This is a genomic window from Citrobacter sp. JUb117 (genome assembly GCF_024809055.1).
GTDB classification, from domain to species: Bacteria; Pseudomonadota; Gammaproteobacteria; order Enterobacterales; family Enterobacteriaceae; genus Citrobacter; species Citrobacter gillenii.
This window is the reverse complement of the sequence record NZ_JANUFB010000004.1, coordinates 95,368-119,001: the sequence shown is the minus strand read 5'-3', so window position 1 is coordinate 119,001 and position 23,634 is coordinate 95,368. Positions and strand designations below refer to the sequence as shown.

Annotated in this window: 21 protein-coding genes and 1 pseudogene; 12 read left to right on the top strand and 10 right to left on the bottom strand. The window is 52.8% G+C overall.

The window, feature by feature from the left end:
- The first annotated feature begins 35 nt into the window (after positions 1-35).
- The 9 genes from murC (at position 36) to mutT (ending at position 10,876) form a co-directional block, all read left to right on the top strand.
- On the top strand, positions 36-1,511 hold the full coding sequence (gene murC, locus M2374_RS10555; protein WP_115259457.1) for a UDP-N-acetylmuramate--L-alanine ligase: 1,476 nt from the start codon (positions 36-38) through the stop codon (positions 1,509-1,511).
- The gene (locus M2374_RS10550) at positions 1,504-2,424 is read left to right on the top strand and encodes a D-alanine--D-alanine ligase (protein WP_181688472.1); all 921 of its coding nucleotides are present in this window, start codon (positions 1,504-1,506) and stop codon (positions 2,422-2,424) included. The genes murC and M2374_RS10550 overlap by 8 nt, the downstream gene beginning before the upstream one ends.
- A gap of 1 nt (position 2,425) precedes the next feature.
- Positions 2,426-3,262 (top strand): cell division protein FtsQ, encoded by an 837-nt coding sequence (ftsQ, locus tag M2374_RS10545; protein WP_096758299.1) that lies wholly within the window; start codon positions 2,426-2,428, stop codon positions 3,260-3,262.
- On the top strand, positions 3,259-4,521 hold the full coding sequence (gene ftsA, locus M2374_RS10540; protein ID WP_003018755.1) for a cell division protein FtsA: 1,263 nt from the start codon (positions 3,259-3,261) through the stop codon (positions 4,519-4,521). Before ftsQ ends, ftsA begins: the two co-directional genes overlap by 4 nt.
- Positions 4,522-4,706: 185 nt before the next feature.
- Positions 4,707-5,858 carry a cell division protein FtsZ gene (ftsZ, locus tag M2374_RS10535; protein ID WP_003018753.1) on the top strand — a complete coding sequence of 384 codons (1,152 nt, stop codon included), beginning with the start codon at positions 4,707-4,709 and terminating at the stop codon, positions 5,856-5,858.
- 100 nt (positions 5,859-5,958) lie between these two features.
- Entirely contained in the window at positions 5,959-6,876 is a 918-nt protein-coding gene (gene lpxC, locus M2374_RS10530; RefSeq protein ID WP_045439825.1) for a UDP-3-O-acyl-N-acetylglucosamine deacetylase, read from the top strand.
- 281 nt (positions 6,877-7,157) lie between these two features.
- Entirely contained in the window at positions 7,158-7,664 is a 507-nt protein-coding gene (secM, locus tag M2374_RS10525; RefSeq protein ID WP_181688470.1) for a secA translation cis-regulator SecM, read from the top strand.
- A 60-nt stretch (positions 7,665-7,724) separates the two neighbouring features.
- On the top strand, positions 7,725-10,430 hold the full coding sequence (gene secA, locus M2374_RS10520; protein WP_137399712.1) for a preprotein translocase subunit SecA: 2,706 nt from the start codon (positions 7,725-7,727) through the stop codon (positions 10,428-10,430).
- Between the two features lie 56 nt (positions 10,431-10,486).
- On the top strand, positions 10,487-10,876 hold the full coding sequence (mutT, locus tag M2374_RS10515) for an 8-oxo-dGTP diphosphatase MutT (RefSeq protein WP_181688469.1): 390 nt from the start codon (positions 10,487-10,489) through the stop codon (positions 10,874-10,876).
- 101 nt (positions 10,877-10,977) lie between these two features.
- Here mutT and yacG read toward each other — a convergent pair whose 3' ends face one another.
- The 3 genes from yacG to coaE are packed head-to-tail and all read right to left on the bottom strand — an operon-like array spanning position 10,978 to position 12,545.
- Positions 10,978-11,172 (bottom strand): DNA gyrase inhibitor YacG, encoded by a 195-nt coding sequence (gene yacG / locus M2374_RS10510; RefSeq protein ID WP_181637211.1) that lies wholly within the window; start codon positions 11,170-11,172, stop codon positions 10,978-10,980.
- Between the two features lie 9 nt (positions 11,173-11,181).
- On the bottom strand, positions 11,182-11,925 hold the full coding sequence (zapD, locus tag M2374_RS10505) for a cell division protein ZapD (protein ID WP_096758294.1): 744 nt from the start codon (positions 11,923-11,925) through the stop codon (positions 11,182-11,184).
- The gene (gene coaE, locus M2374_RS10500) at positions 11,925-12,545 is read right to left on the bottom strand and encodes a dephospho-CoA kinase (protein WP_135912586.1); all 621 of its coding nucleotides are present in this window, start codon (positions 12,543-12,545) and stop codon (positions 11,925-11,927) included. The genes zapD and coaE overlap by 1 nt, the downstream gene beginning before the upstream one ends.
- A 225-nt stretch (positions 12,546-12,770) precedes the next feature.
- On the opposite strand from coaE, the gene M2374_RS10495 reads away from it, so the two are divergent.
- Positions 12,771-13,814, top strand: coding sequence for a GMP reductase (locus M2374_RS10495; RefSeq protein WP_115259449.1), 1,044 nt, complete (start codon positions 12,771-12,773; stop codon positions 13,812-13,814).
- Between the two features lie 109 nt (positions 13,815-13,923).
- Here M2374_RS10495 and hofC read toward each other — a convergent pair whose 3' ends face one another.
- The 4 genes and pseudogenes from hofC to nadC all read right to left on the bottom strand — a co-directional run bounded on the left by hofC (position 13,924) and on the right by nadC (position 17,937).
- Positions 13,924-15,126 carry a protein transport protein HofC gene (gene hofC / locus M2374_RS10490; protein ID WP_174360719.1) on the bottom strand — a complete coding sequence of 401 codons (1,203 nt, stop codon included), beginning with the start codon at positions 15,124-15,126 and terminating at the stop codon, positions 13,924-13,926.
- The gene (gene gspE / locus M2374_RS10485) at positions 15,116-16,483 is read right to left on the bottom strand and encodes a type II secretion system protein GspE (RefSeq protein WP_181689144.1); all 1,368 of its coding nucleotides are present in this window, start codon (positions 16,481-16,483) and stop codon (positions 15,116-15,118) included. The genes hofC and gspE overlap by 11 nt, the downstream gene beginning before the upstream one ends.
- Positions 16,450-16,812: pseudogene (gene ppdD / locus M2374_RS10480) on the bottom strand (prepilin peptidase-dependent pilin); the annotation flags it as partial. The gene gspE and the pseudogene ppdD, both read right to left, overlap by 34 nt.
- A 231-nt stretch (positions 16,813-17,043) precedes the next feature.
- On the bottom strand, positions 17,044-17,937 hold the full coding sequence (nadC, locus tag M2374_RS10475; RefSeq protein ID WP_115259996.1) for a carboxylating nicotinate-nucleotide diphosphorylase: 894 nt from the start codon (positions 17,935-17,937) through the stop codon (positions 17,044-17,046).
- 87 nt (positions 17,938-18,024) lie between these two features.
- Between nadC and ampD the strand changes: the two genes are divergently transcribed.
- Together ampD and ampE are read left to right on the top strand one after the other, a co-directional pair.
- Positions 18,025-18,588 (top strand): 1,6-anhydro-N-acetylmuramyl-L-alanine amidase AmpD, encoded by a 564-nt coding sequence (gene ampD, locus M2374_RS10470; RefSeq protein ID WP_181688468.1) that lies wholly within the window; start codon positions 18,025-18,027, stop codon positions 18,586-18,588.
- Positions 18,585-19,439, top strand: a complete 855-nt coding sequence (gene ampE, locus M2374_RS10465) for a beta-lactamase regulator AmpE (RefSeq protein ID WP_137362000.1) — start codon at positions 18,585-18,587, stop codon at positions 19,437-19,439. Before ampD ends, ampE begins: the two co-directional genes overlap by 4 nt.
- An 81-nt stretch (positions 19,440-19,520) precedes the next feature.
- Here the strand turns inward: ampE and M2374_RS10460 are convergent, their stop codons facing one another.
- From M2374_RS10460 to aroP, 3 genes are all read right to left on the bottom strand, one after another.
- Positions 19,521-20,471, bottom strand: coding sequence for a family 43 glycosylhydrolase (locus tag M2374_RS10460; RefSeq protein WP_181688467.1), 951 nt, complete (start codon positions 20,469-20,471; stop codon positions 19,521-19,523).
- Positions 20,471-21,877 carry a glycoside-pentoside-hexuronide (GPH):cation symporter gene (locus M2374_RS10455; RefSeq protein WP_115259443.1) on the bottom strand — a complete coding sequence of 469 codons (1,407 nt, stop codon included), beginning with the start codon at positions 21,875-21,877 and terminating at the stop codon, positions 20,471-20,473. Before M2374_RS10455 ends, M2374_RS10460 begins: the two co-directional genes overlap by 1 nt.
- Before the next feature lie 155 nt (positions 21,878-22,032).
- Positions 22,033-23,406 carry an aromatic amino acid transporter AroP gene (aroP, locus tag M2374_RS10450; protein WP_115259442.1) on the bottom strand — a complete coding sequence of 458 codons (1,374 nt, stop codon included), beginning with the start codon at positions 23,404-23,406 and terminating at the stop codon, positions 22,033-22,035.
- Positions 23,407-23,634 lie beyond the last annotated feature (228 nt).

The following is a 23,634-nucleotide window of genomic DNA, read 5'->3' as shown; positions in this document are numbered from 1 at the left end:
TGCATCGCATGAACTGAGAAGTTAATGGCTAAAGAATGAATACACAACAATTGGCAAAACTGCGTTCCATCGTGCCCGAAATGCGTCGTGTTCGGCACATTCACTTTGTCGGCATCGGTGGTGCTGGTATGGGTGGTATTGCCGAAGTTTTGGCCAATGAAGGGTATCAGATCAGCGGTTCTGACTTAGCGCCGAATCCGGTCACGCAACAGCTGAGTAATCTGGGCGCGACGATTTTCTTCAACCATCGCCCGGAAAACGTGCGTGATGCGAGCGTGGTGGTGGTGTCCAGCGCCATTTCTGCGGATAACCCGGAAATTGTGGCGGCGCATGAAGCGCGTATTCCGGTGATTCGTCGCGCAGAGATGCTGGCTGAGTTAATGCGTTTTCGTCATGGTATCGCCATTGCCGGGACGCACGGTAAAACCACAACCACCGCGATGGTCTCCAGCATTTACGCAGAAGCAGGGCTGGATCCGACGTTTGTCAACGGTGGGCTGGTGAAGGCGGCGGGCGTACATGCGCGCTTAGGCCATAGCCGTTATTTAATAGCGGAAGCGGATGAGAGCGATGCGTCGTTCCTGCATTTGCAGCCGATGGTGGCGATTGTCACCAATATCGAAGCTGACCACATGGATACCTACCAGGGCGACTTCGAAAATTTAAAGCAGACGTTTATTAATTTCCTGCATAACCTGCCGTTTTATGGTCGTGCAGTGATGTGCGTTGACGATCCGGTGATCCGTGAATTGTTACCGCGCGTCGGTCGTCAGACTACAACCTATGGTTTCAGCGATGATGCTGACGTACGCATAGAAGATTACCAGCAGATTGGCCCGCAGGGTCACTTTACGCTGTTGCGTCAGGGGATGGCCGATCTGCGCGTTACGTTAAATGCGCCAGGCCGTCACAATGCGCTGAACGCGGCAGCCGCGGTTGCGGTAGCGACCGAAGAGGGTATTGAGGACGACGCTATTCTGCGCGCGCTGGAAAGTTTCCAGGGTACTGGGCGTCGTTTTGACTTCCTTGGTGAATTCCCGCTGGAGCCCGTCAACGGTAAAGCCGGTAGCGCAATGTTGGTGGATGACTACGGGCATCACCCGACGGAAGTGGATGCCACGATCAAAGCCGCACGTGCGGGCTGGCCGGACAAAAATCTGGTGATGCTGTTCCAGCCGCACCGCTATACGCGTACCCGCGATCTGTACGATGACTTTGCTAACGTCCTGACACAGGTTGACGCGCTGTTGATGCTGGACGTGTATGCCGCAGGTGAAACGCCGATCCCGGGGGCTGACAGCCGTTCGCTGTGCCGTACCATTCGTGGCCGTGGCAAGGTTGACCCGATCCTAGTGTCCGATCCGGCACAGGTGGCTGAAATGCTGGCATCGGTGTTAACGGGTAACGATCTGATTTTGGTGCAGGGCGCTGGAAATATCGGCAAAATCGCGCGTTCCTTAGCTGAAATCAAACTGAAGCCGCAAAACCCGGAGGAAGAGCAACATGGCTGATAAAATCGCGGTCCTGTTGGGCGGAACCTCTGCAGAACGAGAAGTGTCGTTGAATTCAGGCGCAGCGGTGCTGGCCGGTTTACGCGAAGGCGGCGTGGATGCGCACCCGGTTGACCCGAAAGAGGTCGATGTCACGCTTCTGAAATCAATGGGTTTTCAGAAGGTGTTTATTGCGCTGCACGGCCGTGGTGGGGAAGATGGTACCTTGCAGGGCATGCTGGAGTTGATAGGCTTGCCCTATACCGGTAGTGGTGTGATGGCTTCTGCTATCTCAATGGATAAACTGCGCAGCAAGCTGCTGTGGCAGGGGGCAGGGTTACCCGTTGCACCATGGGTGGCGTTGACCCGCGCTGAGTTTGAAAAAGGGCTTAGCGATGAAGTGGTTACGCAGATTTCTGCGTTAGGCTTGCCGCTAATTGTGAAGCCAAGCCGCGAAGGCTCCAGCGTTGGGATGTCAAAAGTTGAAGAAGAAAATGCTTTGCAGGCTGCATTAGCATTGGCTTTTCAGCATGATGAAGAAGTACTGATTGAAAAATGGTTGAGTGGCCCGGAATTTACCGTTGCAATACTTGGTGAAGAAATTTTACCGTCAATACGTATCCAACCGGCCGGAACCTTCTATGATTATGAGGCGAAGTATCTGTCTGATGAGACACAATATTTCTGCCCTGCTGGTCTGGAAGTTGAACAAGAGGCTGCTTTACAGGCGTTAGTCCTGAAAGCATGGACCGCGCTGGGCTGTAAGGGGTGGGGTCGCATTGACGTCATGCTGGACAATGATGACCAGTTTTATCTGCTGGAAGCGAATACCTCTCCGGGTATGACCAGCCACAGCCTGGTGCCGATGGCGGCACGTCAGGCGGGCCTGAGCTTCTCGCAGTTGGTGGTACGAATTTTGGAGTTGGCGGACTGATATGTCGCAGGCTGCGCTGAACACGCGAAACGGTGATGATGAAGAAGAAGCTCTCTCCTCACGCCGCAACAATGGAACGCGTCTTGCAGGAATTATTTTCCTGCTGACAGTGCTGTGCACCGTGTTTGTCAGCGGCTGGGTAGTGTTGGGATGGATGGAAGATGCGCAGCGTTTGCCGTTGTCAAAACTGGTTTTGACCGGCGAGCGTCACTACACGCGCAACGATGATATTCGTCAGTCCATCCTGGCGCTGGGCGCACCAGGAACCTTTATGACTCAGGATGTCAACATCATCCAGAGCCAGATTGAACGCCTGCCATGGATTAAACAGGCGAGCGTCAGGAAGCAATGGCCTGATGAATTGAAGATTCATCTGGTTGAATATGTGCCAATAGCGCGTTGGAATGATCAGCATATGGTCGATGCAGACGGAAATACGTTCAGCATACCGACGGGGCGCTCCAACAAGCAGGTATTACCGATGTTGTATGGCCCGGAAGGTAGCGCAAGTGAAGTGCTGCAAGGGTTCCGCGATATGGGGCAGGTGCTGGCTAAGGACAGATTCACCCTGAAGGAAGCGGCAATGACCGCGCGTCGTTCCTGGCAGTTGACGCTGAATAACGATATTAAGCTGAATCTGGGCAGGGGCGACACGATAAAACGTTTGGCTCGCTTTGTGGAACTCTACCCGGTTTTACAGCAGCAGGCGCAAACCGATGGCAAAAGGATTAGCTACGTTGATTTGCGTTATGACTCAGGAGCGGCAGTAGGCTGGGTTCCCTTGCCTCCTGAGGAATCTAATCAGCAACAGAATCAGGCACAGGCAGAACAACAATGATCAAGGCGACGGACAGAAAACTGGTAGTTGGACTGGAGATAGGCACCGCGAAGGTAGCCGCTTTAGTAGGGGAAGTTCTGCCCGACGGTATGGTCAATATCATTGGCGTGGGCAGTTGCCCATCGCGAGGTATGGATAAAGGCGGGGTGAATGACCTTGAGTCAGTGGTGAAATGCGTACAGCGCGCCATTGACCAGGCTGAACTGATGGCGGATTGCCAGATTTCCTCGGTGTATCTGGCGCTTTCTGGTAAACATATTAGCTGTCAGAATGAAATTGGTATGGTGCCCATTTCCGAAGAGGAAGTGACACAGGAAGACGTAGAGAACGTGGTGCATACGGCGAAATCCGTACGCGTACGCGATGAGCATCGTGTTCTGCATGTCATTCCGCAGGAATACGCCATTGACTACCAGGAAGGCATTAAAAATCCGGTAGGGCTTTCCGGCGTACGCATGCAGGCTAAAGTGCATCTGATTACCTGCCACAACGACATGGCGAAGAATATTGTTAAAGCTGTTGAACGTTGTGGCCTGAAAGTTGACCAACTCATATTTGCCGGGTTGGCAGCCAGTTATTCTGTCTTGACGGAAGACGAACGTGAGCTGGGTGTCTGCGTAGTCGATATTGGTGGTGGTACAATGGATATCGCCGTTTATACTGGCGGCGCGTTGCGCCACACCAAAGTGATCCCTTACGCAGGGAATGTGGTAACCAGCGATATCGCGTATGCCTTTGGTACGCCGCCGAGCGATGCCGAAGCCATCAAAGTGCGCCATGGCTGCGCGCTGGGATCTATCGTCGGTAAAGATGAAAGCGTTGAGGTGCCAAGCGTGGGCGGTCGTCCGCCGCGCAGTCTGCAGCGTCAGACCCTGGCAGAGGTGATTGAGCCGCGTTATACCGAGCTGCTCAACCTGGTCAACGAAGAGATTTTGCAATTACAGGAACAGCTTCGCCAGCAGGGTGTGAAACATCATCTGGCGGCGGGGATTGTATTAACCGGTGGTGCGGCACAAATTGAAGGCCTTGCGGCCTGCGCTCAACGCGTGTTCCACACGCAGGTGCGAATTGGTGCACCGCTGAACATTACCGGTCTGACAGATTATGCCCAAGAGCCGTATTATTCAACGGCAGTGGGGTTGCTTCACTACGGGAAAGAATCCCATTTGAGTGGTGAGGCTGAAGTTGAAAAACGTGTAACAGCATCGGTTGGATCGTGGATCAAACGACTCAACAGTTGGCTGCGAAAAGAGTTTTAATTTTTATGAGACCGGCAACAATTACGGTCTCAGGCGACAGGCACATACACAACATCATTCAAGTTGCATCGCGGCGGCAACTGAGCGAATCACCTGGAGCATAGTTTACTATGTGACGGGAGTGAGTGAAGGCAGCCAACAAAGAGGCGGCTTGAAGGATGAAGTGTAAAACGGAGAGAGAAACTATGTTTGAACCTATGGAACTAACCAACGACGCGGTGATTAAAGTCATCGGCGTCGGTGGCGGCGGCGGTAATGCCGTTGAACACATGGTGCGCGAGCGCATCGAAGGTGTTGAATTCTTCGCGGTGAATACCGACGCTCAGGCGTTGCGTAAGACTGCGGTTGGACAGACCATTCAGATTGGTAGCGGTATTACCAAAGGTCTGGGCGCGGGTGCAAACCCGGAAGTCGGTCGCAATGCGGCTGATGAAGATCGTGAAGCTCTGCGTGCAGCGCTTGACGGCGCAGACATGGTGTTCATCGCAGCAGGTATGGGCGGCGGTACCGGTACCGGTGCTGCGCCAGTGGTTGCTGAAGTAGCAAAAGATTTAGGTATTCTGACCGTTGCTGTCGTGACTAAGCCTTTCAACTTTGAAGGCAAGAAGCGTATGGCATTCGCGGAGCAGGGTATCACCGAGCTGTCCAAACATGTGGACTCTCTGATCACTATCCCGAACGACAAACTGCTGAAAGTATTGGGTCGCGGTATTTCACTGCTGGACGCGTTTGGCGCGGCGAACGACGTGCTGAAAGGCGCGGTTCAGGGTATCGCTGAGCTGATCACCCGTCCGGGTCTGATGAACGTTGACTTTGCAGACGTACGCACCGTGATGTCCGAAATGGGCTACGCGATGATGGGCTCTGGCGTGGCGAGCGGTGAAGACCGTGCAGAAGAAGCCGCTGAAATGGCGATCTCTTCTCCGCTGCTGGAAGACATCGATCTGTCTGGCGCACGCGGCGTGCTGGTCAACATCACTGCGGGCTTCGACCTGCGTCTGGATGAGTTCGAAACCGTCGGCAACACCATCCGTGCATTTGCTTCGGATAACGCGACCGTGGTTATCGGTACCTCTCTGGACCCGGATATGAACGACGAACTGCGCGTCACCGTGGTGGCCACTGGAATTGGTATGGACAAGCGTCCGGAAATCACTCTGGTGACCAACAAGCAGGTACAGCAGCCGGTAATGGATCGTTACCAGCAGCACGGTATGGCGCCGTTGACGCAAGAGCAGAAACCGGTAGCAAAAGTGGTCAACGACAATACGCCGCAGACCACCAAAGAGCCGGATTATCTGGATATCCCCGCATTCCTGCGTAAGCAAGCTGATTAAGAATTAGCTGGAATTTGGGAATTGTGCCTCTTTGTGCTAAACTGGCCCACCGAATGTATAGTACACTTCGGTTGGATAGGTAATTTGGCGAGATTATACGATGATCAAACAAAGGACTCTTAAACGTATCGTTCAGGCGACTGGCGTCGGTTTGCATACCGGCAAAAAAGTCACCCTGACATTACGCCCTGCGCCGGCCAACACCGGGGTCATCTATCGTCGCACCGACTTGAATCCTCCGGTAGATTTCCCGGCCGATGCCAAATCTGTGCGTGATACCATGCTCTGTACGTGTCTGGTCAATGAGCATGATGTACGGATTTCAACCGTTGAGCACCTCAACGCTGCTCTGGCGGGCTTAGGCATCGATAACATCGTTATTGAGGTTAATGCCCCGGAAATCCCGATCATGGATGGCAGTGCTGCTCCGTTCGTTTACCTGCTGCTTGACGCAGGTATTGAAGAACTGAACTGCGCCAAAAAATTTGTACGCATCAAAGAGACCGTTCGTGTCGAAGATGGCGACAAGTGGGCTGAATTCAAACCGTACAATGGTTTCTCGTTGGACTTTACCATCGACTTTAACCATCCGGCGATTGATTCCAGCACCCAGCGCTATGCGATGAACTTCTCTGCGGATGCGTTTATGCGCCAGATTAGCCGTGCGCGTACTTTCGGCTTCATGCGTGATATCGAATATCTGCAGTCCCGTGGCCTGTGCCTGGGCGGTAGCTTCGATTGTGCCATCGTTGTTGACGATTATCGCGTATTGAACGAAGACGGCCTGCGTTTTGAAGATGAATTCGTTCGTCACAAAATGCTCGACGCGATTGGTGACTTGTTCATGTGTGGTCACAACATTATTGGTGCATTCACCGCGTATAAATCCGGTCATGCATTGAATAATAAATTGTTGCAGGCTGTCCTGGCAAAACAGGAAGCTTGGGAATTTGTGACCTTCCAGGACGATGCAGAACTGCCGCTGGCGTTCAAAGCACCTTCGACCGTACTGGCGTAACGACACCCGTTGTCGCAAAATTCGACTGGTAAATCTGGTACTCTCTCCGGCCAGGTAAGCCAGTCGTTTTTTTTATATACTCACTAACGTAGCCTTTCTCAACGCAAACTTTTCCCTGCCGTAACGTTAAAATAGTGTGCGATCGCTGCTTTGTTGAGCATATTTTCCCATGGCGGGTTGTCATTACTGCTGTGGAGCGGTCGCTTTAATGATAAGATCCGTGCGCAAAAATCGTTTTGAATTTATAACCCCAAATGCAGGGTATATCAGGTGGCAAAAACGTGAGTGGAATACTGACGCGCTGGCGACAGTTAGGCAGACGGTACTTCTGGCCGCATCTCTTATTGGGGATGGTCGCGGCGAGTTTTGGCCTGCCCGCGATCGGTAATGCCGCTGAACCGAATACCCCCTCCAAGGCGACCACCCGTAATCACGATCAATCAGCTAAGGTCAACTTTAGCCAATTGGCGTTGCTGGAGGCGAGCAATCGTCGCCCGAATTTTACCGTCGATTACTGGCATCAGCATGCTATTCGTACGGTTATCCGCCACCTTTCTTTTGCCATGGCTCCTCAGGCGTTACCCGTTGCCGAAGATCCATTGCCGAATCAGGCGCATCATCTTGCTTTACTGAATACGCTCAGCGCGATGCTGACGCAGGAAGGCAATCCGCCGGCGACCGTAAGTCGCGTGACGTATGCCCATTTTACTTCTCAAGCCGCGTTTAGCGTTCCTGTCTGGATAAGCCAGCTGCAGGGGATCCGCGCCGGTCCTCAACGCCTCAGCTAAAAAAAGAACCTTCCAACTATAATTTTTGACTCCGCGCTGCGGGGCGTTTGAGATTTTATTATGCTAATCAAATTATTAACGAAAGTATTCGGTAGTCGTAACGAACGTACACTGCGTCGTATGCGCAAAGTGGTCAACGTCATCAATGCCATGGAACCGGAGATGGAAAAACTCTCCGATGATGAACTGAAAGCGAAGACCGCTGAGTTCCGCGCGCGTCTGGAAAAAGGCGCGACCGTTGAGAGCCTGATCCCTGAAGCATTCGCGGTGGTACGTGAAGCGAGTAAACGCGTATTTGGTATGCGCCACTTCGACGTGCAGCTGCTGGGCGGCATGGTACTCAACGAGCGCTGCATCGCTGAGATGCGTACCGGTGAAGGTAAAACGCTGACCGCGACGCTGCCGGCATACCTGAACGCGTTAAGCGGTAAAGGCGTACACGTGGTGACCGTCAACGACTATCTGGCACAGCGTGATGCCGAGAATAACCGCCCACTGTTCGAATTCCTCGGTATGACCGTAGGGATCAACATGTCTGGCCTGCCCGCGCCTGCTAAGCGTGAAGCTTATGCCGCCGATATCACCTACGGTACCAACAACGAATACGGTTTTGACTACCTGCGCGACAACATGGCGTTTAGCCCGGAAGAGCGCGTTCAACGTAAACTGCACTATGCGCTGGTGGATGAAGTTGACTCCATCCTGATCGATGAAGCGCGTACGCCGCTGATCATTTCCGGCCCGGCTGAAGACAGCTCGGAAATGTATAAAAAAGTGAACAAAATCATCCCGCATCTGGTGCGTCAGGAGAAAGACGATTCTGACACCTTCCAGGGCGAAGGCCACTTCTCTGTTGATGAGAAGGCGCGTCAGGTGAACCTGACCGAACGAGGTCTGGTACTGATCGAAGAACTGCTGGTGAATGAAGGCATCATGGATGAAGGCGAGTCACTGTACTCTCCGGGCAACATTATGCTGATGCATCACGTAACCGCCGCGCTGCGCGCGCACGTCCTGTTTACTCGCGATGTTGATTACATTGTGAAAGACGGCGAAGTTATCATTGTCGACGAACACACCGGACGTACCATGCAGGGCCGTCGCTGGTCCGATGGTCTGCACCAGGCCGTTGAAGCGAAAGAAGGCGTGGATATCCAGAATGAAAACCAGACGCTGGCATCCATCACCTTCCAGAACTACTTCCGTTTGTACGAGAAACTGGCCGGTATGACCGGTACAGCGGATACCGAAGCGTTTGAGTTCAGCTCTATCTACAAACTGGATACCGTTGTCGTGCCGACCAACCGTCCGATGATCCGTAAGGATTTACCGGATCTGGTGTACATGACTGAAGCGGAAAAAATTCAGGCTATTATTGAAGATATTAAAGAGCGTACCGCTAACGGTCAGCCGGTACTGGTGGGGACTATCTCCATCGAAAAATCTGAAGTGGTTTCTAACGAGCTAACCAAAGCCGGTATTAAGCACAACGTGCTGAATGCCAAGTTCCACGCCAACGAAGCGGCGATCGTTGCACAGGCGGGTTATCCGTCAGCCGTGACCATCGCCACCAACATGGCGGGTCGTGGTACGGATATCGTGCTGGGCGGGAGCTGGCAGGCAGAAGTTGCCGAGCTGGAGAACCCGACCGAAGAGCAAATCGCGCAGATTAAAGCCGACTGGCAGGTGCGTCACGACGCGGTATTAGCCTCCGGTGGTTTACACATCATTGGTACCGAACGTCACGAATCTCGTCGTATCGATAACCAGCTGCGTGGTCGTTCTGGCCGTCAGGGGGATGCGGGTTCTTCTCGTTTCTACCTGTCGATGGAAGATGCGTTGATGCGTATTTTTGCCTCTGACCGTGTGTCAGGAATGATGCGTAAACTGGGTATGAAGCCGGGCGAAGCGATCGAGCACCCGTGGGTAACCAAAGCCATCGCCAACGCGCAGCGTAAAGTAGAAAGCCGCAACTTCGATATTCGTAAACAGCTGCTGGAATACGATGACGTTGCCAACGATCAGCGTCGCGCCATCTACACCCAGCGTAACGAACTGCTGGATGTGACTGACGTTAGCGAAACGATTAATAGCATCCGTGAAGACGTCTTCAAAGTCACTATTGATGCCTATATTCCGCCTCAGTCGCTGGAAGAAATGTGGGATATTCCGGGCCTGCAAGAACGTTTGAAAAACGATTTCGACCTCGAGATGCCGATTTCAGAGTGGCTGGATAAAGAACCTGAGCTGCATGAAGAGACGCTGCGTGAACGTATTCTGGCTAACGCCATTGAAGTGTATCAGCGTAAAGAAGAGGTTGTGGGTGCAGAAATGATGCGCCACTTCGAAAAAGGCGTGATGCTGCAAACCCTCGATTCCCTGTGGAAAGAGCACCTGGCAGCAATGGACTACCTGCGTCAGGGTATTCACCTGCGTGGTTATGCGCAGAAAGATCCGAAGCAGGAATACAAGCGTGAATCCTTCTCTATGTTTGCATCGATGCTGGAGTCGCTGAAATATGAAGTGATCAGTACTCTGAGCAAAGTTCAGGTGCGTATGCCTGAAGAAGTCGAAGCAATGGAGCAGCAGCGTCGCGAAGATGCTGAGCGTTTAGCGCAGATGCAGCAACTGAGCCACAAAGATGATGAATCTGCTGTAGCAGAAGAACTTGCTGCGCAGACCGGCGATCGTAAAGTCGGTCGTAACGATCCGTGCCCTTGCGGTTCTGGTAAAAAATTCAAGCAGTGCCATGGTCGATTGAGCTAAGCAAATAACTCACTGAAAAGGCGCAGAATTCTGCGCCTTTTTTATGGATAAACAAAATGAAAATACTGCAAATTGCCGTTGGGATTATTCGTAATCAGCAAAAAGAGATTTTTATTACTCAGCGTGCCGCGGATGCCCACATGGCGAATAAGCTGGAATTCCCCGGTGGCAAAATTGAAGCAGGCGAAACCCCTGAGCAGGCGCTGATTCGAGAGCTACAGGAAGAAGTCGGGATTACACCCGTTCATAGTATGCTGTTCGAAAAGCTGGAGTACGCGTTCCCGGACCGACACATCACGCTGTGGTTCTGGCTGGTCGACAGCTGGGAAGGTGAGCCATGGGGTAAAGAGGGGCAACCGGCGCAGTGGGTTGCGCAGTCTGCACTGAATGCAGAGGATTTTCCGCCGGCCAATGAACCGGTGATTAACAAGCTGATTGCGGGATAATGAACGGTATTCGTAGGCCTGATAAGCGCAGCGTCATCCGGCAGAATGGCATAAAAATGCCGGATGCGGCGTTGCCTTATCCGGCCTACGCTTTAGCAGAATTACTTCTGCTCTTCACTCCAGTCATCGCTTTCTGATAAGTCGCCGGAGCTGGGAATACGCTTCTCTTCTGCGGCCCATTCGCCCAAATCGATTAACTGACAGCGTTTACAGCAAAATGGGCGAAACGGACTCACTTCCCCCCAGACGACGGGTTTACCACAGGTTGGGCAGTTGACGATGGTTTGTTCAGACATGTTTACTCCTTAACAGCACGCCAGGTCAAAATCGAGGCGTTCTGGTACCTGGCCATTTTCGCTATCCAGCGGCATAAAACGAATGGCAAAACGGCTCTTATGACCGGATATCTGCGGGTAGAGCTGTGAATCAAGCGGCAGATGCAAACGTAGCAAATCCGCATCGTCACCGTTATCCTGGTAAAAACCGTTCAGGCTAGTTTGCTTACGGAACGGTGCCGAATTACGGATTAGATCCAGAACCAGCGTCAGCGCCTGAGTCAGTGGATTCAGGCTGGCAAGCCAGTTTTCAACCTGCGCATCTCGCTGTGACTGAGGCAGATGCAGCCAGATATGCAGAGTTGGCAAATCAAAACTGCAGCATCCACCAGGAATACTTAAACGCTGGCGTACAAGACCAATCAGGCGATCTTCACGTAGCGTTTGTCCAATACGCGGTGCTGAAATCAAAACGCTGCCTGCGCTTTTTAACTGCTGGCGCAGGGCATCTATTCTGCTTTGATCGACGCCGGGAACTTCAACCCAGGCCTGAAGTTTACGCTGTTGTCGTTCCAGTTCCTTGAGGAGTTCGGTACGGACTTCGCCGCGTTCAAATACATCCAGTAAATCCCCAATATTTCTAAAAAAATGCAGTGCGCCTGCATAATCGGCAATGGGTAAGTTAACGGAGAGTTGCTGGGTCAGAAACTCAATGCGCAGCCATGTACGCATCTTCTCATTGAGAGGGTGTTCAAAAAGGACCTGGGTGTGCATTACGGTTTTTCCTGTGAGACAAACTGCGACGCGCAGTGCAAATAGCGCGCGTGCAGGCGGGCGACATCCGAGGTGATGGCATCCGGTGCGCCATTATTATCAATAACATCGTCAGCCACGGCAAGACGAGCTTCACGTGTTGCCTGGGCTGCCAAAATTTGTTCAACATGTTCGCGTGTCACATCATCACGCTGCATGGTTCGTCTGAGCTGGGTCTCGGGAGTAACATCCACCACGAGTACGCGATTGGCCTTTTTGTACAGTGAGTTTTCAACCAGCAGGGGGACAACCCATAACAGATAAGGAGATGTCGCTTGCTGAAACTGGCGCTGAGTTTCCTGTTGAATCAGTGGATGGAGCAGGGCGTTCAGCCAGGATTTTTCATCAGGATCGGAAAAAATACGTTCGCGTAAAATTCGCCGTTGCAACGTGCCATCTGCGGCGATGAGTTCACTGCCAAAATGTTCAGCAATCGCGTTAAGGGCAGGCGTACCAGGCTCAACAACTTGACGCGCAATAATATCGGCGTCAATCACGTTTATTCCGAGGTCAGCGAACGCATTGGCAACGGTACTTTTACCACTGCCAATACCGCCAGTTAAGGCTACCGTATACCTCATAGATCCGGATCCTGGAGTTTAAGTTTGATTATCAAACAGTTAAAAGTTAAGCATGCGAAGGCGAGGCTGCTGCAGGATTGACCTACTCTGCGCCAGGTAAATTTATGGGATTGTAGCGTAAAAAAAGAGAATTTCGCAGTCTTGCGCGGTATTGATTAGTGCGTATGATAGCGTCACTGGAGTTGTGAGTTTCGATTTTTCGCCATTAACCCCAGGAATCCGCACATGCGTATCGAAGAAGATCTGAAGTTAGGTTTCAAAGACGTTCTTATCCGCCCTAAGCGTTCTACTCTCAAAAGCCGTTCCGATGTTGAGCTGGAACGTCAATTTACCTTTAAACATTCAGGTCAGAAATGGTCCGGCGTGCCAATCATCGCCGCAAATATGGACACTGTCGGAACGTTTGCCATGGCAACCGCGCTTGCCTCTTTCGACATTCTGACTGCTGTACATAAACACTATTCCGTAGAAGACTGGTCTGCTTTCGTTGCGAATGCATCTGCTGATGTCATCAAACACGTGATGGTTTCGACTGGGACATCTGACACCGATTTCGAAAAAACCAAACAAATTCTGGCGCTGAATCCTGCGCTGAACTTCATTTGCATTGATGTGGCAAATGGCTACTCAGAGCATTTCGTTCAGTTTGTGTCGAAAGCACGCGAAGCATGGCCGACGAAAACAATCTGTGCCGGTAATGTGGTGACCGGTGAAATGTGTGAAGAGCTGGTGCTTTCTGGCGCGGATATCGTCAAAGTCGGCATTGGTCCAGGTTCTGTTTGTACCACACGAGTAAAAACCGGCGTGGGCTATCCTCAGCTGTCAGCGGTTATTGAATGTGCGGATGCTGCACACGGTCTGGGCGGTATGATTGTCAGCGATGGCGGTTGCACGATGCCGGGTGACGTGGCAAAAGCGTTTGGCGGCGGTGCAGACTTCGTCATGCTGGGTGGTATGCTGGCCGGTCACGAAGAAAGCGGCGGTAAAGTGGTGGAAGAGAACGGTGAGAAATTTATGCTGTTCTACGGTATGAGCTCTGAGTCCGCCATGACGCGTCACGTGGGTGGTGTTGCCCAGTACCGTGCAGCTGAAGGTAAAACCGTTAAGCTGCCACTGCGAGGTCCGGTTGAGAATACCGCCCGTGATATCCTCGGCGGTCTGCGTTCTGCCTGCACTTACGTCGGTGCGTCTCGTCTAAAAGAGTTGACCAAACGTACAACCTTTATTCGTGTGCAGGAACAAGAAAACCGTATTTTCAATAGCCTGTAAGAACACATAGCACGCTGTAAAATGCCTGATGGCGCTCAGCTTATCAGGCCTACGTTCATGATTTTCGTAGGCCGGATAAGGCGTTTACGCCGCCATCCGGCATCTGAATTTACCCCATTCCGCTCATCGCATCTCCCAGATGAAAAATCGGTAAATACATCGCCACTACCAGCGTGCCGATAATTAATCCCGTAATCACAAGCAATGCAGGCTCAAGCAGCGCAGCCAGATTCTCGGCCTGAGACATTGTGTTTTCGCTATGATGCCGGGCCAAATTATGCAGCATCGCATCCAGCGAGCCGGAAGCTTCACCGGTTCTCACCAGCTGTAAACACAGTGGACTAAATTCTCCAGCATTTTTCAGCCCTTGCCAGACCGGTTTTCCGGCACTGATGTCTCGGTGTACCTGCGCTAATCGTTGTGACCAGAAAGGGCAGGCGAGGGTTTCCGCTACGCTCTCCAGACCTTGTAGAAAGGGAATTCCCGCGTTTTGCGTCAACGCCAGAACGGTGAAGATCTGCGTGAGTTTTTGGCCCCTGACCAGCGGTCCCATAACCGGACAGCGCAGCAAAAAACGCTGACGCAGAATAAGCCAGGACGGTTTTTGCTGTATCAGGCTATATGTCACCCCCAGCACCAGGCCGAGTAATCCGATCATCCATCCCCATCGACTGCTGTAATGGGCAAGGGTCATAATCCCCTGCGTTAACGCCGGTAGCGGGGTGTTGAACGTACGATAGATGGCGGCAAATTCAGGTAGTACAAAGTGCAGCATCGCGATGACGACCATTACCGCCATGGTGAGAATGATGACTGGGTAACGCAGTGCTTTTTTAACTTTATCGGTCAGCTGCTGCTGTTGTGTCTGCTGGCGGGCCAGTTCAAAACAGCAGACGTCCAGTTTGCCGGTAAGCTCTCCGGTGCGAATCATCGCCTGGTAAAGTGGCGGAAAAACGTGTTGCCAACGCGACAGCGAGGCGGACAGTGACATACCTTGTTCCATGTCGTAAGCCAGCGAGCGCAGTAGTGCCTGCCACTGATTGCTGGGATGCTGGTCGGCAAGCAGTGTTAATCCGTCGCAAAGCGTCAACCCTGCTTTCAGTAATGTGGCTAACTGGTGTATGACTTCCGTGCTTTGTTCTCTACGCCAGTGCGAGGTTTTAACACGCATACTCTTAATACGAGTTGGCGTAATGTGCAGTTGTTGCAGCGCATAGACCAGCGAGGGGCGATCGTCCGACCATAGCGCCCCTTCTGCTGGCTGACCCTGAGCGTTTATGCCTTGCCATCGCCAGAGTTGCTTAACGGGCATGGGGCATGCCCAGTACACGGATGAGCTCTTCAAACGTCGTTAACCCTCTTTCAACCGCCTGACATCCGTTCTCGAAAAGTGAATTCATTCCCGCCTGATGGGCGCCGGATTCCACTATGTCAGCAGTGGTACCGTTAGCGATGAGCTGGCGCACTGTGGGTGTGATGGGCAGAACTTCAAACAGCGCCGTGCGGCCATAAAATCCCTGATAGCAGTGTTCGCAGCCTGGAGCCTGCCAGCGCGGAAGCGGCGTGGGCCAGAGCGATGCTGGCAGCGTGACCGGGACATCAAGGCGCTGCCGACAATGGGGGCACAGCTTTCTGACTAATCGCTGGGCGATAACCAGCGTCAGCGCGGAGGCGATCATCCATCGGGCGACGCCCATTTGCTGCAGGCGTACCAGTGTTTCACTGGTGGAGTTAGTATGCAGCGTTGAAAGAACCAGATGACCGGTTTGCGCGGCTTTAAGGGCGATCTCTGCTGTTTCACCGTCGCGGATTTCACCCACCATAATAATGTCGGGATCCTGGCGCAGCAGTGCACGTAATACACCCTGAAACGTCAGGCCTGCGCGCGGGTGAATTTGCGTCTGAGTTACCCCGTCAATCGGGATCTCTACCGGATCTTCTACACTACACAGATTCACCTCCGGGGTATTTCGGGTTTGTAGCGCGCTGTAAAGCGTGACTGTTTTGCCACTTCCGGTCGGACCGGTGACCAGAATCAACCCTTGAGGCTGCTGTAAGGCTTGCGCAAAGGCGACCATCTGCGCGTCCTGCATACCCAGCGCGTTAATTTCCAACGCCTGCTCAACCTGATGCAGCAGGCGTAACACCACTTTTTCTCCGTAGCGACAGGGGAGTGTCGCAATGCGAAATGAGATGGGGGCACCTGAAATCTCAACGGTAAATTGCCCATCCTGCGGTAGTCGGTGCTCGGCAATGTCCAGACTGGCCAGCACTTTTAACCTTGCGGTGAGCGCAATACCCCTCTCCGTCAACACCTCCGGTAACGTGTGTAGCACGCCATCTACGCGTAGCCGTATCCGATAGTGATGTTTTGCGGGCTCAATGTGAATATCAGATGCCCGTTTTACCAGCGCGGATTGTAGCGTCTGTGTAAGTAATTCTGCTGCCGTCGCGCTGCTTTCAGGGATGACCGCTGGCAGCATTTGCCGCGGTTTGTGCGCGTGACCTTCCATTTGCTGGCGCGTCCAGCACACGATGTCGATGCGTCTGGTCGTGGCAAAATGCAGTGCATCCAGCAGTTCGTGGGAAGGCGCATCCACGACGGCGATGTGAACCACGTCATTGTCTGCATCCAGTAATATTCCTTGATACCGTTGGCATTGTCCCAGTTGGGCGTCAGGGTGACGCTCAGACCGTTGAGGCTTTCCTGCCCGGTGAGGCTGACGACGCCTTTTTCGACGCTCATGCCGGAGACATAGCGCGTGGTGGCAGGAGAGGGAATACCATTGGCCCCGGCATCACAGGTATCTGTACCACCATGCTCCAGCGCGCAGAGCTCGACAGCAGTGCGATAGGGGACAAAGGTTTGCAGCATGTCGGTCAGTGCCGCCTTACGTAGATAGTTCTGATAAGCCGGAATACCGATGGCGCTGAGAATGGCAATGATGTCAATGACCACCATCAGTTCGATAAGCGTGAAGCCTCGTTGCTTGTCCATAGTTCGCTCCTTGAGTTAGCTGACGCTACTGTGGCAAACCGGAAGGTACTTAGGCGAGGGGCAAAAAATAGAATGGGAAGGCAGGTTCAGAGGGTTTTTACGAAATTACACAAGCAGACAACGTATTTGCGAGGGAATGCGAAGAAACTGCCGGATGGCAGCGTAAATGCTTTATCCGGCTGGGGTTGTAGGCCCGATAAGCGAAGCGCCATCGGGCATTACCATGAGCAATTAACGAAAACGCATGGAGAGATCGAGCGCGCGCACATGCTTGGTCAGAGCACCGACGGAGATGAAATCCACGCCGGTTTCGGCAAATTCACGCAGCGTTTCATAGGTGACGTTTCCTGAAACCTCCAGACGCGCCTGGCCGTTGGTCCGTTTTACCGCTTCGCGCATTTGGTCGGTCTCGAAATTGTCGAGCATGATGATGTCCGCCCCGGCTTTCAGCGCGTCGTCCAGTTCATCCAGACTTTCCACTTCCACTTCAACAGGAACGTCCGGATGCAGCCAGAAGGCTTTCTCTACGGCCTGACGCACCGAGCCAGAGGCAATAATGTGATTTTCTTTAATCAGGAAAGCGTCAGAAAGTCCCAGACGGTGATTCGCGCCACCGCCGCACAGCACGGCATATTTTAGCGCGGTACGTAGCCCCGGCAGAGTTTTACGCGTATCCAGCAGCTGCGTCTTTGTCCCTGTCAGCAGGTCGACGTAGCGGCGTACTTCACTGGCGACGCCGGACAACGTCTGCACAAAGTTAAGGGCGGTGCGTTCGCCGGTCAGCAATACGCGGGAGGGACCGTCCAGTTCAAACAATGGCTGATTCGCTTTAATGCTGTCGCCATCTTCAACGTGCCAGCTGATTTTTACATCATCGCCAGCAAGTTGAATAAAGACCTCTTCCACCCAACGTTTTCCACAAAAAACGCCCTCTTCGCGGGTAATCACGGTGGCGTGGGAGCGCATATCCTCTGGTAAAAGTTGTGCAGTGATATCGTTCCTGGCATCAACGTCGCCGCCTAAATCTTCACGCAGCGCCTGAGCGACAGCGGCAGGGATATCCAGGTTGATGCGTTCCAACAGCGCGTCACGTCGGGAGTCAGGGTTATAGCGGCGAGGCGGCATGATAAAACTCCAAATAGCTAACGAATCATAAGAGAGAAACATGCTACCCTGAACCCGATATGAGCACCACCAATAAGGAGATTCTGCATGTTGTTCGATAAGGGTTGGCTGGCGGAGGCGCGACGCGTTCCTTCTCCTCATTATGATTGCCGCCCGGATGACGAAAACCCTTCTTTGCTGGTGGTACATAATATCAGCCTGCCGCCGGGTGAATTTGGTGGTCCGTGGATCGACGCGTTATTCACGGGAACAATTGATCCTAACGCCCATCCTTTTTTTGCTGAAATCGCCCATTTGCGCGTTTCGGCCCATTGTCTGATTCGCCGCGATGGTGAAATCGTCCAGTATGTCCCTTTTGATAAACGTGCCTGGCATGCAGGCGTGTCGAACTATCAGGGACGTGAGCGTTGTAATGATTTTTCGATCGGTATTGAGCTGGAAGGGACGGATACGCTGGCCTATACCGATGCGCAGTACCAGCAGTTGGCGGCTGTAACGCATGTCCTGATTCAGCGTTATCCGGCGATTGCCAATAACATAACCGGGCATTGCAATATTGCGCCCGAGCGTAAGACCGATCCTGGCGCGTCTTTTGACTGGGAAAGGTTTCGCGCTCTGGTCACCCCCTCGTCACGCAAGGAGATGACATGACGCTGTTTACAACATTACTGGTGCTGATCGTTGAGCGCTTGTTTAAGCTGGGTGAACACTGGCAGCTCGATCACCGAACGGAAGCCTTTTTTCGCCGGATTAAGCATTTTTCTATGGCCCGAACCCTTGGCATGACAATGATAGCGATGGGGGTGACATTCCTGCTGCTGCGTGCGCTGTACGGGCTGCTGTTTAACGTTCCGCTGCTGGTGGTGTGGATCTTAATTGGCGTGTTGTGCATTGGTGCGGGCAAGATACGCCTGCATTATCATGCGTACCTGAATGCGGCGTCGCGCAATGATGCCCACGCTCGTGAGGCGATGGCCAGCGAGTTAACGCTTATCCATGGCGTCCCGCCGGAGTGCAATGAGCGGGAGTATTTGCGCGAGCTGCAAAATGCGCTGTTGTGGAATAACTTTCGCTTTTATCTGGCACCGCTATTCTGGCTGATTGTCGGCGGTGCGTGGGGACCGGTGACGCTGGTCGGTTATGCCTTTTTACGTGCATGGCAGTCCTGGCTGGCACGCTATCAGACACCGCATCAGCGTTTGCAGTCAGGAATTGATGCGATCCTGCATGTGCTGGACTGGATCCCCGTGCGGTTGGCGGGTGTGGTTTATGCGCTGTTGGGGCATGGTGAGAAGGCGCTGCCTGCGTGGTTTGCTTCTCTGGCGGATTTGCATACTTCGCAGTATCAGGTGTTAACACGTCTGGCGCAGTTCTCGTTGGCGCGCGAACCGCACACCGATAAAGTCGAAACGCCAAAAGCCGCCGTGGCGCTGGCGAAAAAGACATCGTTTGTGGTGGTGGTGATTATTGCGTTACTGACCATTTATGGGACATTAGTATAGCGTTATGCCGGATGGCGCTAACGCTTATCCGGCCTACACCATATGTAGGCCCGGTAAGCGCAGCGCCACCGGGCAATGGTTTTAGAATGTATCAGCAGGCGGGATGCCAAAATCCGGCATGCCGTTTTCGTCCCAGCGTACGAGTTTCAAACGTGTATGGCGGTTGGGATCGTATAGCGGGTCGCCCTCAATCTCGGTGTAGTTCCTCGCATGGTACACCAGCACATCTTCCCCTTCCGACGTTTGCGTAAAGCTATTATGTCCCGGTCCGAACTGACGATTCTCGTAGCTGGTGGTAAAGACAGGACGCGGAGATTTGTGCCAGTTATCCGGGTTCAGTGGATCGGCACTGAGATCAATCCACAGTAACCCCATGCAGTAGTTTTCGTCGGTGGCGCTGGCGGAATAGCTGATGAACAGTTTGTCGCCGTGCACCATCACGGCAGGGCCTTCGTTGACCCAAAAGCCACGGCACTCCCAGTCGTACTCTGGATGACTGAGCATTACCGGCTCGCCTTTAATCGTCCACGGATTTTCCAGCTCCGCGAGATAAATATTGGAATTCCCGGCAATATCGGGGGATTTTTGCGCCCACAGATACCACTGCTTTCCCTGGTGGTTAAAAGTGGTGGCGTCCAGAGCGAAGGTATCAAACTGCGTTTTAATCTGGCCTTTCTCTGTCCAGGTGCCGGTTAGCGGGTCGGCATCTGCACACTCGAGGGCGAACATGCGGTGCTGGAACATTCCCAGCTTGTCGAGTGCCTGAGTGTGCGTAGCGGCAAAATAGATGTACCACTTGCCAGCAATATGATGGATCTCCGGTGCCCAGATCAGTTCGCTCATCGGGCCGCTGTCTGGTTTGCGCCAGACAACCACCGCAGCGGCGGTGCGTAGTCCTTCCAGGGAGTCAGCCCGCCGGATCTCCAGACGATCGTATTCCGGTACAGAAGCAATGAAATAATAGTGGCTGCCGTCACGGAGAATAAACGGATCGGCACGCTGTTCGATAAAGGGGTTAGGCCACTGATTCATCAGGCTTTCCTTGCATTTTCAGGAGATTTAATGTCGTGATACTCATTCAATTCACGGTAGTTGGCGCGACGCTTTTCCAGGTCTGACTGGATTTGCTGCATAAACTCGCGGTCAACTTTCAGCAGACGAACTACGCCAGCAGTAATCAGATAGCCCACGCCCGGAATAAGGGTGAACAGCAGCATGATACCGTTAATGGCGGACTCGCTTTGTGCTTTAGCACCTGCGTCGTAACCGTACCAGGAGAGCAGGAATCCGACCATTGCCCCGGCAATCGCCAGACCCAGTTTCAGGAAGAACAGGTTGCCGGAGAAGCTGATACCGGTGATGCGTTTTCCGGTCTTCCACTCGCCGTAGTCATCGACATCGGCCATCAACGACCAGTGCAGCGGAGAAGGGATCTGATGCAGGATGTTGAGCAGGAAGTAGAGCACCATAATCATCACGGTAGCTTTTGGATCGAAGAAGTAAAACGCGCCAGAGAAAATCGCCAGTACGATATTGGTCCAGAAGAACACTTTCAGTTTGCACCAGCGGTCGGTTAACACCTTCGCCAGGATACTGCCGATCATCATGCCGACAACGCCGAGGCTAATAAACAAGGTGGCAAAGTGCGTGCTTTGTTGCATAACCCAGGTGACGTAGTACATGGTGGCAGCCATGCGAATAAAGCCCGGGCAGACGTTGCACAGGGTTAACAACAGGATTTTTACCCACTGATCGTTCTTCCAGACATCTTTCAGATCGGCTTTTAAATCGTCGTTGGTCTGGACGGCAGGACGCACGCGCTCGCGTACTGTCGCAAAGCAAAACAGGAACATGCACATGCCAATAAAGGCCAGCACGGCCATCGCCATCTGATAGCCCTTCGCTTTGTCTTCTCCACCGAACCAGTCAGCCATCGGCAGCAAAGTGAGAGAAAGTAGCAGAGTGGCAATGCCCACCAGCACAAAGCGATAAGATTGGCAGGCGACACGCTCTTTCGGGTCGTTGGTGATGACGCTGCCGAGTGAGCAGTAGGGAATATTGATCGCCGTGTAGGTGATAGACAGCAGGAAGTAAGTGACAAACGCATAGATAACTTTGCTGTTGTACGTCCACTCTGGGGTGGTAAACATCAGTACGCTGAATAATGCGTAGGGGAAAGCCATCCATAAAAGCCATGGACGAAACCGACCATATTTACTGCGTGTGCGATCGGCCATTGCGCCCATTATAGGGTCAGTTACGGCATCAATAACGCGAACTGAGAGTAATAAAACGCCGACCAATGCAGGGGCGAGGCCAAATATGTCAGTATAAAAATAGTTAACAAACAGCATGATAGCGCCAAATATGATGTTGCATCCGGCATCGCCCATACCATAGCCGATTTTTTCTTTCACCGACAGTTTACTGGTTTCCATCAACTGCGCTCCATAAATAAGATATGGAGAGAATTATTGTCTGGTGAGCGTGTTTTTGCGTTGCAGGATAGCGCCGCTGATATGGATGAAATAGTCGTCTGTGGGAAAGTGTGAGGCAGGTAACACCCCCTGCCTTTGCAGGCAGGGGGGGGGAATTAATGTGCTTTAACCGCTCTGGCTGTTTTCTGCTTACACAGATAACCGACGCCAAGAATAGCAATCCACACCGGGATCAGGTAAACGGAGATTGCCATGCCCGGCGTCATCAGCATAATCACCAGCACTGCCGCCATGAAAATCAGGCAAACCCAGTTACCCAGCGGATAGAACAGCGCCGGAAAGCGACTGGCGACGCCCTGCTGTTGTTTCGCTTTGCGGAACTTGATGTGTGCAAGGCTGATCATCGCCCAGTTGATCACCAGCGCAGAGACCACCAGTGCCATCAGTAAGCCAAAGGCGGATTCCGGTGCCAGGTAGTTGATCAGGACGCACAGGGCGGTGACCAGCGCGGAGACGAGGATGGTATTCACCGGAACGCCACGTTTATCCACGTTCATCAGCGCTTTTGGCGCGTTGCCCTGTTGAGCCAGACCGAACAGCATACGACTGTTGCAATACACACAGCTGTTATAGACAGACAGGGCGGCGGTCAGCACCACGACGTTCAGTGCGTTAGCCACAAACGTGTCGCCCAGTTCGTGGAAGATAAGGACAAATGGGCTGGTATCTGCCGTTACGCGCGTCCACGGCATCAGGGAGAGCAGGACGGCCAGTGAACCTACATAGAAAATCAGGATACGGTAAATAACCTGGTTGGTCGCTTTCGGAATGCTTTGCTCCGGGTTATCCGCTTCTGCCGCAGTGATTCCGACCAGCTCCAGCCCGCCGAAGGAGAACATGATAATGGCCATCATCATCACCAGACCGGTGAAGCCATGTGGCAGGAAGCCACCTTGATCCCACAGGTTGCTGACGCTGGCCTGCGGGCCACCGTTGCCGCTAAATAGCAGCCAGCCACCGAACAGGATCATCGCCACGACCGCAATAACCTTAATAATGGCAAACCAGAACTCCATCTCACCGAATACTTTTACGTTGGTCAGGTTGATAGCGTTGATGGCCACGAAAAAGACGGCGGCAGAGGCCCAGGTAGGGATCTCCGGGTACCAGAACTGGATGTATTTTCCGACGGCAGTCAGCTCAGCCATGGCAACCAGAACGTACAGCACCCAGTAGTTCCAGCCGGAGGAGAATCCAGCGAAACCGCCCCAGTACTTATAGGCAAAGTGGCTGAAGGAACCGGCTACCGGCTCTTCAACCACCATTTCACCTAGCTGGCGCATAATTAAAAAGGCGATAAAACCGGCGATAGCGTAACCCAGGATAATCCCTGGCCCTGCAGACTGGATAACGGACGCGCTACCGAGGAATAACCCGGTGCCTATCGCGCCACCCAGCGCGATAAGCTGTATATGGCGGTTTTTAAGACCGCGCTTTAGCTGATCGCCATGCTGTTGACTTTCCATCATGAAACCTCGTGTGTGGTTTTACTCTTCATCTTTCGAGTACTTATATTTTGAACCACGCAGTGACGCGTGTGTAAGTTTGCAATTCCGTTTGTTGTATTAATTTGTTTACGGTGATGCTTAGTAAAATGTTGCCTAAATACTTTTGTCTTGATCAGAATAATGTTATGCGAGCGCGAATGCACCTGCTTTATGAAGGGAGGATGACGAGTTGAATAAAAAGAAACCATT